The sequence below is a fragment of the Tersicoccus phoenicis genome, assembly GCF_001968835.1.
Classification (GTDB): Bacteria; Actinomycetota; Actinomycetes; order Actinomycetales; family Micrococcaceae; genus Tersicoccus; species Tersicoccus phoenicis.
In genome coordinates, this window is record NZ_MRDE01000053.1 from 61,454 (window position 1) to 69,756 (window position 8,303).

Here is an 8,303-nt window from a genome sequence, read left to right on the forward strand (position 1 = left end):
TCCCGGGCTTCACGTGCAGTTACCGGCCGGTTGTGATCGGAACGTGACATTTCGATTTCACTACGGTACGGTCGTACCCGTGCCCGCTCCAATCTGCGGCAGGCACCCTGTCCCGGCTGTCGAGCCCTGCCACCGGAACCGGTCCGTTCACTTCATTTCACTGGCAGGGACGGGGGAACCAATTCCGGTCTCCTTCGAGGCCTTGGGGTCAAGCATCCGATCGCGGATGCCGGGTGCTCCCACCCGAACCCGACAGCTCACCCCGTAGACAAAGGGAGAGGTAGAACCATGTCGTCATCGACTGCCCGTCACCGCGCCTCCATGACCGCCCGGGCCCACCTGACCAACGCGTCGAAAGCCGCCGCCGCGAACCGCGGCGTCGTCCGGACCGGAGCCGTTGCGGCGGCCGCCGCCGGCATCCTGATGGCTTCCGTCGCACCGGCCAACGCCAGTGCGAGCGTCAACACCGGTGCGACCGGCGCACCGACGTCCAGCACCACCACCAGCACGTCGGCCGGGATCACAACCTGGACCGCGAACGGCATCACCTACACGTGGACCGGTCCGAACATCCAGGACGCGTACCGCTACTTCGGCCTGACCGGTGGTAACGGAGCGGCCACGACGAACGCTGCCCCGGCCGCCACCGGGAAGACCCCGACCGCGAGCTACAGCGGCGCCGCCACGGCCGCCCCCGCTGCTGCCCCGGACAAGGCCCCGCGGGCCACCGGCGGCAACCAGGCCATCGTCGACGCCGCCTACGCCGGCCTCGGACGCCAGTACGTCTGGGGCGGCACCAGCCCGACCACCGGCTGGGACTGCTCCGGCTTCGTGCAGTGGGCCTACGCCCAGGCGGGCAAGAAGCTGCCGCGGACGGAGCAGTGGACCGCCATGACCCGGACCGCCACACCGGCCCCCGGTGACCTCGTCGTGGGGAACGGTGGCTCGCACGTCGGCATCTACATCGGCAACGGCCAGGAGATCAGTGCGCTGAACCCGACTCAGGGCACCCTGAAGCACTCGGTCAGCGCCATCTCCGTCGACGGGTACTACACCCTGGGCTGATCCGCCCGTCCAACCACTCCGGTAAGCCCTCCGGCGGTTCGTTCCGCCGGGGGGCTGCGGTGAGCGGGGCGATCTGACGCCCGAGCGGATCCGCGCGTTTCGAAAGAGAGACGAATGTCCACTCCCACCCCTCCCCGGCACCGCTCGGCGGGTCCCCGCGCTGCCGCCGTGCTTGCCCAGGCGATCTCGCTGCAGTCCGGCAAGGTCGGCCGTCGGGCCGCTGTTGTCGCCGCCGCATCGAGCCTGGTCCTGGTCTCCAGCGTCGCCGCCCAGGCGGAGACCGCTCAGCAGTCGGCCGCCGCGCAGCAGCCGACCAGCCAGGCGGTCGCCGCCGGCAAGGTCGGCGCGGTGACCGCGCCCGTCACCGCCAAGGTGGACTTCACTCGCACCCCGGTCGCCGCCAAGCCGTCGCCGAAGGCGAAGCCGGTAGTCAAACCGACCGCTCCGACCCAGGCCCAGGTTCAGCAGCAGCTTCGCGCCGAGCGCGTCGCGGCTCAGCAGGCGCAGGCTCAGCAGGCGCAGGCCCAGCAGCTGGCGGCTCAGCGGGCGCAGGCCCAGCAGCTGGCGGCTCAGCGGGCGCAGGCCCAGCAGCTGGCGGCTCAGCGGGCGCAGGCCCAGCAGCTGGCGGCCCAGCAGCTGGCGGCCCAGCAGGCGCAGGCCCAGCAGCTGGCGGCTCAGCGGGCGCAGGCCCAGCAGGCGCAGGCCCAGCAGCGGGCGGCTCAGCAGGCGCAGGCCCAGCAGGCGCAGGCCCAGCGTGCGGCGGCTCAGCAGGCGCAGGCGCGCCAGGCCGCCGCTCCCCGGCCGGCCCCGGTCCAGCCCGCTGCGGCGCCGGCTCCGGCCCCCAAGCCGGCGGCCTCCGCCTCGGGCCGAGGCGCGGCGATCGTCAGTGCCGCGCTCGGCCAGATCGGCGTCACGCAGGACTGCACCATGCTGGTGACCAATTCACTGCGTGCCGTGGGCATCAACTTCCGCGGCTGGCCGGCCGACTACTTCAAGCTTGGATCGCGGATCTCGGCCGATCAAGCCCAGCCCGGAGACCTCGTCTACTATGCCGACGGCGGTGCCGGACGGCCGCACATCGGCGTCTTCATCGGCGGTGGCCAAGCGGTGCACGGCGGTTGGAACGGAAACCAGACCGTCAAGTTCAGTGTCAACGTCGGCTCCGGGCCGGTGTACATCCGGCTCCGCTGACCGCGTTCGCCCGACGACCCCCCGCCCTCGGCGGGGGGTCGTCGTCGTCTCCGGCGCCGACCCGGACCCGTGCCGTGAGTCCGGCCGGCTCCCTGCGCTAGGGTCGGAGCCAGGACCGGTGACCCTCGATGTCGCCGATTGGTGACGACGACTGACGGAGGGTGCTGTGCCCTATGCAGACCTGAACTGGCATCGCGCCCACGAGTTGGCTTACCAGAGTGTCCAGCCCCTCGTGGCCGAGACCGTGCCCGTGGACCGGGCCATCGGGCGGGTGCTCGCCGAGGACGTCGAGGCCATCGCGCCGGTGCCTCAGTTCGACTCCGCCGTCATGGAGGGGTGGGCCGTGGCGGGTTCCGGGCCCTGGACCGTGCTCGAGGTCGCGGCGGTACCCGAGCAGTCGCCCGAGGACGCGGCACTGCACCGGATGCGCTGGGTGCGCGATCTCGCCCTGCAGGATGGGCAGGCCGTCCGGGTGCGTGCGGGCGCCCTCGTGCCGGCCGGGACCGCCGGGGTGCTCGTGCTGGACCGTGGACGGGTGGACGACGACGGCCACCTCGACCGCGCACCGCACGCGCAGCAGGACGAGCCGCGGGCCGGCGACCACGTGCGCCGCGCGGGCGAGGAGGCCGAGACCGGCGAGACGGTGCTCACCGCGGGGACCGCACTCACCCCCGCGCACCTGGCCTGGGCCGCGTCCTGCGGGCTGGACATGGTCGCCTGTCTGCGTCGCCCGCGGGTCACCCTCGTCGTCACCGGGGCCGGCCTGCAGAGCCACGGCGTGCCCGAGCCCGGCACCGTGCGGGACGTGTTCGGCCCGCAGCTGGGCGCCTACGTCGCGGCTCTCGGCGGGACCGTCATCGGCACCCACCACGTGGGCCTCGACGACCGGAAGCTGCTCGCCCAGTTGGGCACCGACGCCCAGGATGAGCACCAGATCCGGGAGGCCACCGGCGACGTCGTCATCACCACCGGGGGGACCGGTACGCACTCCCGACGCGAGGTCCGCGGTGCGCTCGCTGCCGCGGGCGCGGAGGTGCTCGTCGACGGGGTCGCCGTCCAGCCCGGTCACCCGCTGTTGCTCGCCCGGCTCGCCGACGGGCGGATGCTCGTGGCGCTGCCCGGGCACCCGCTCGCCGCGATGACCGGCATGCTCACCCTCGTCGCGCCGCTGCTGGCCGGGCTCGCGGGCGCGTCCGTGCCGCGCCCGGGCCACGTCCGGCTCGGCGCCGACGTCCCGGCCGGGGTGCGGACCCGGCTGATTCCCTACACGCTCGATGACGGCGTCGCCGTCCCCACCCGCTGGCGCGCTGCCGGCATGCTGCGCGGCTTCGCCGAGGCCGACGGCGTGCTGATCTGTCCCCGCGAGGGCGGGGAGACCGGGGAGGTCATGGAGGAGCTCACGCTGCCATGGTGACCGGGGGCCGGGTAGCGGGCGGGGTTCGCCGCGTCGGCCGCGGAGGGTGAGAGCGTGCACGACGACCGGGTGATCACCGAGCGGCGGCTCTACCGTTTCCTGCGCCAGCGTCTCGAACCGGCCGTGTACGGCCGGCGTTGGCCGGTCCGGGTGACCGGCTGGGAGGTGCCGGGTGAACCGGTCCCCGCCGCGGAGGCGATCGCCGCGACCGACGCGTACACCGATCGCGGCCCCGGCGCGCCGTGGGGTGTGCCTTGGTCGACGACGTGGCTGCACCTGACCGCGGACCTGCCCGACGGTGAGCCGGTCGAGGAGCTCGTGTTGATCGTCGATCTCGGTTTCACCGCCGACGGCCCCGGCTTCCAGTGCGAGGGCCTGGCCTGGCGGCCGGACGGCACCGTCGTCACCGGCGTCAGCCCGCGCAGCAACACCATCCCGGGTCGCCTGCTCGGCACCAGCGTCGACCTCTACATCGAAGCGGCCGGGAACCCCGACCTCACCCAGGGCTGGACCTTCCAGCCCACGCCGCTCGGGGACCCGGCGACGGCGCCGTCGGGCCCGCGGTACGCGCTGGGCGAGATCGCGCTGGCCCGGGTGCACCGTGAGGTGGAGGAGCTCTACCGCGACTGCTGGGTGTTGAACGGCCTGATGGCCGAGCTGCCCGTCGACGCGCCCCGCCGGCACGAGATCCTCCGCGCCACCGAGGCGATGATGGACGCGATGGACCCGGACGACATCCCGGGCACCGCCGCGGTGGGCCGGGAGCTGCTCCGCGACGTCCTGTCCCGACCGGCGTCGGCCTCGGCGCACCACCTGGTCGCCACCGGTCACGCCCACATCGACTCGGCGTGGCTGTGGCCGGTCCGGGAGACCGTGCGCAAGTGCGCCCGCACCTTCGCGAACGCGTTGACCTTGATGGACGAGGACCCCGATTTCGTGTTCGTCGCCTCATCCGCGCAGCAGTACGCCTGGATCAAGGAGGCCTACCCGGACCTGTACGAGCGGATCCGGGCCCGGGTGGCCGAGGGCCGGTTCGTGCCCGTCGGCGGCATGTGGGTGGAGGCGGACTCCACCATGCCCGGCGGGGAGGCGATGGCTCGGCAGTTCATCGAGGGCACCCGGTTCTTCCTGGACGAGTTCGGGGTCGAATGCACGGAAGCCTGGCTGCCGGACTCCTTCGGGTACTCGGCGGCGATGCCGCAGATCGTCGCGGCCGCCGGGATGCGCTGGTTCCTCACCCAGAAGATCTCCTGGAACCAGACGAACGCGTTCCCGCACCACTCGTTCCTGTGGGAGGGCCTGGACGGCACCCGCCTGTTCACCCACTTCCCGCCCGTGGACATGTACAACGCGCAGCTGCTGGCCTCCGAAGTCACGCACGCGGAGCGGAACTTCAAGGAGAAGGGCCGGGCCAGCCTCTCCCTGGTCCCGTTCGGGTACGGCGACGGCGGCGGCGGCCCGAACCGGCTGATGCTCGCCGCCGCGGCTCGCTGGCGCTCGCTCGAGGGGGCGCCGACCCTGGAGGTCGGGACCCCGGCGTCGTTCTTCACCCGCGCCGAAGCGGAGTACCCGGATCCGCCGGTGTGGGTCGGGGAGCTGTACCTGGAGAAGCACCGGGCGACGTTCACTTCGCAGCACCGCACCAAGCGGGGGAACCGGCGCTGCGAGGCGCTGCTGTACGAGGCGGAACTGTGGTGCACGACGGCGACCGTGCGCACCGGCGTGACGTACCCGGCCGAGGACCTGGACCGGCTGTGGCGGATGGTGCTGCTGCTGCAGTTCCACGACATCCTGCCCGGCAGCGCGATCGCCTGGGTGCACCAGGACGCCGAACGCAACCACGACGCCGTCGCCCGCGTCTGCGAGGAGTTGATCGCGGCGGCCCTCGCCGCCCTCGGCGGTGACGCGGAAGCGGAGGTGTGGTTCAACGCGACCGGCTTCCCGGTCCGCGGCATTCCGGCGTTCGCGGCGGGCAGGCCCGAGCCGACGCCGGCCCCGGCGACCGTCACCGCGCACGACGGCGGTGCGGTGCTGGACAACGGACAGGTCCGCGCCGTCGTCGACGCCCGCGGACTGGTGGTCTCCCTGCGGGACACCGCGACCGGGCGGGAGGCGATCGCCCCGGGCGGACGCGGGAACCTGCTCAGCCTGCACCGGGACACCCCGAACGAGTGGGACGCGTGGGACCTGGACGGGTTCTACCGCAACACGGTGCGGGAACTGACGGAGGTGGAGTCGATCAGCGTGGAGGCGGACGGCACCGCGTCGGCGGCGGTCGTCGTCGAACGCGCATTCTCCGCCTCCCGGATCCGGCAGCGGATCGTCCTGGCCGCGGGGGAGCCGTTCGTGCGGATCGAGCACGAGATCGACTGGCAGGAGCACGAGAAGCTGCTCAAGCTCGGCTTCGACCTCGACCTGCGCGCCGACGTCTCCAGCGCCGAGACCCAGTTCGGGCACGTGCAGCGGCCCACCCACACCAACACGTCCTGGGACGCGGCCCGCTTCGAGATCTGCGCGCACCGCTGGCTGCACGTCGGCGAGCCCGGCTACGGGGTCGCGATCGGGAACGACTCCAGTTACGGGCACGACGTCAGCCGCACGGTCCGGCCCGACGGGGGCACGACGACCGTGCCCCGCGTCTCGCTGCTCACCTCCGCCGTGTTTCCCGACCCGTTCGGGGACCGGGGACCGCAGTCGATGACCGTGACCGTGGCTCCCGGTGCCGGCATCCCCGAGGCGGTGCGGTTGGGTCAGGCCACGGCGGGTCTGGTCCGCCCGGGCGCCGGGACGGTCTCCGACGGCGGGGCGCTCGGCGGCGGTGTCCGCGACGGCGGGGCGGTCGGCGGCGGTGTCCGCGACGGCGGGGCGGTCGGCGGCGGTGTCCGCGACGGCGGGGCGGTCGAGCCGCTGATCGCGCTCGATGGGGACGGATTGGTGGTCGACGCGGTCAAACTCGCGCTGGACGGCAGTGGCGACGTCATCGTCCGCCTGCACGAGGCGCACGGCGCCCGGTCCACCGGTGTGCTGAGGCCGGGCTTTCCCTGCCGTGCGGTGGAGGCGACCGACCTGCTCGAACGTCCCGTCGCTCCGCGTCGCGGCGTGACGGTCGAGGGCACCACGGTTACCGTCGTCGCGGATCCCTTCACGCTGCACACGTTCCGGTTCCGGCGCACCTGAGAACGCTATCGAGCGGGGTATCCGGGGTGCATTTATAGGAGTATATAAAGGTGGTGAGAGCCAGGGAGGTGACGTCGATGAGCATGATTTCCGTGGGGCAGGCGTACCGCGAAACGTCCCGGATGGACATTCACACGGTCGCGCGGGAACTGAACGAAGCTCTCGGCCCGACACTTGTTGCCGTGCTGGCCGGAGTACGTGATCGTAAGCTGCCGGGAAAGTGGGCAAAGCCGGACGGCGTCAGCCCCCGCCACGAGTCCGAACGTCGTTTGAAGACGGCGCACCGCGTCTGGAGATCTCTCTCGCAGAGTACGGATGCACACATCGCTCGGTCGTGGTTCATCTCGCTGAATCCCCTCCTTGATGAGACGGCACCGGTCGAGGCGCTGAACGCGGGGATGGATCGAGCCGTCCTCGAAGCAGCAGCGGCATATCTTGCGGACGCCCACGACATATGATCGGTGGCGCGGCTGACCGTTTGTGCGCGAGGACGGGACTTGCCCTCCTGAGGGCCACCGATCAGAGAACCTGGCGAGTGGCCTCACGGGAGTTCGGACCCCTGAATCCTCAACCACGAGCCACCGAGCGTCCGACCGCAGATCCCGACCGGTGGAAGCGCTGGTGGCGGTGGGACGTGCCAGGCAAACGCACGGTCTATTCGTCTTCCACTCCTGTGGTGGCCTTCGCGAAGGTGCTGTCCACTCACAAGATGACGTTCCCCGACGGTACGGGAGCTCTCGATTTGAGCAAGTATCTCGACGAGTTCGAGACGGCGGATGAGGCGACCGCCGCGGTGGAGGACGAGTGGCGGGGTCATGCGCACATGGTTCCCGGCACGCTGCCCGCTTCCTGGAGGGATTAAAAATTGCTCCACGAGATCACCGTGCCGGGTGCAGGTTGGTATGTGGACATCCCCGCCTTGGAATCCATGTCCGCTGTGCCAAGCATCTGGCGCAACCACTCGGTCTGCTCGATGTCACGGAGGTCGACCTGCCGCTGTTGGCAGGACCGCGGCGCGACATCACTTGCCTGGTCGCTGAATGGGTACATTCCGTGGTGCTGGACGACGGGTCGCTGCCGCACGGGATCGTCTATCCGTCCCGTCACGACGGAGGGACAACGTGCTTCGCGACCTGGCTTCGGAGAGTCGATGACGGCTATGACGCATCCACCGAGTTGACGATCGCTGATCAAGGACAGAGCATCGAGTTCGACAATCCGGACTTCGGCAGCGTCATCGACGCGTTCGGGATCATCGCCTTCTGACCATCGTCGGCCAAACATTCCGGTTCCGGCGCGCCTGAGCCCTGATCCACCGGTGAGGTTGGTGGGGTGAGCGTGGCGGAGAACGAGAATGCCCCCTTGAGCTGGGAAGATGTCGATTGCGACGTCTAATCCACCCAGTCAAGAGGGACACCTCGTAAGTGAAAGCTTCTCACACGATCCGGCCGGTTTT

General features: G+C 71.1%; 7 protein-coding genes and 1 riboswitch. All 7 genes read left to right on the forward strand.

The genetic code is table 11. The features are described from left to right. Positions 1 to 134 precede the first annotated feature (134 nt). Positions 135 to 285: riboswitch (cyclic di-AMP (ydaO/yuaA leader) on the forward strand. Between the two features lie 36 nt (positions 286 to 321). The 7 genes from BKD30_RS08340 (at position 322) to BKD30_RS08375 (ending at position 8,113) form a co-directional block, all read left to right on the forward strand. Next, the gene (locus tag BKD30_RS08340) at positions 322 to 1,065 is read left to right on the forward strand and encodes a C40 family peptidase (RefSeq protein WP_076703926.1); all 744 of its coding nucleotides are present in this window, start codon (positions 322 to 324) and stop codon (positions 1,063 to 1,065) included. A 114-nt stretch (positions 1,066 to 1,179) separates the two neighbouring features. Then, complete coding sequence (locus tag BKD30_RS17075; RefSeq protein WP_076703927.1) at positions 1,180 to 2,256, forward strand: NlpC/P60 family protein; 1,077 nt, start codon at positions 1,180 to 1,182, stop codon at positions 2,254 to 2,256. A gap of 166 nt (positions 2,257 to 2,422) precedes the next feature. Then, positions 2,423 to 3,670 carry a molybdopterin molybdotransferase MoeA gene (locus BKD30_RS08350; protein WP_083956145.1) on the forward strand — a complete coding sequence of 416 codons (1,248 nt, stop codon included), beginning with the start codon at positions 2,423 to 2,425 and terminating at the stop codon, positions 3,668 to 3,670. 54 nt (positions 3,671 to 3,724) lie between these two features. Continuing rightward, positions 3,725 to 6,847, forward strand: a complete 3,123-nt coding sequence (locus BKD30_RS08355; RefSeq protein WP_076703930.1) for an alpha-mannosidase — start codon at positions 3,725 to 3,727, stop codon at positions 6,845 to 6,847. Positions 6,848 to 6,924: 77 nt separating this feature from the next. After that, positions 6,925 to 7,305 (forward strand): hypothetical protein, encoded by a 381-nt coding sequence (locus BKD30_RS08360; protein WP_076703948.1) that lies wholly within the window; start codon positions 6,925 to 6,927, stop codon positions 7,303 to 7,305. A gap of 218 nt (positions 7,306 to 7,523) precedes the next feature. Continuing rightward, positions 7,524 to 7,709, forward strand: a complete 186-nt coding sequence (locus BKD30_RS08365) for a hypothetical protein (protein ID WP_143588123.1) — start codon at positions 7,524 to 7,526, stop codon at positions 7,707 to 7,709. A gap of 191 nt (positions 7,710 to 7,900) precedes the next feature. Then, entirely contained in the window at positions 7,901 to 8,113 is a 213-nt protein-coding gene (locus BKD30_RS08375; RefSeq protein ID WP_076703935.1) for a hypothetical protein, read from the forward strand. Positions 8,114 to 8,303: the final 190 nt, after the last annotated feature.

What these genes read in the sequence shown, in the direction of transcription:
- BKD30_RS08340 (WP_076703926.1), top strand. Translation starts at nt 322, where the DNA reads ATGACCGCCCGGGCCCACCTGACCAACGCGTCGAAAGCCGCCGCCGCG.
- BKD30_RS08360 (WP_076703948.1), top strand. Translation starts at nt 6,925, where the DNA reads ATGAGCATGATTTCCGTGGGGCAGGCGTACCGCGAAACGTCCCGGATG.
- BKD30_RS17075 (WP_076703927.1), top strand. Translation starts at nt 1,180, where the DNA reads ATGTCCACTCCCACCCCTCCCCGGCACCGCTCGGCGGGTCCCCGCGCT.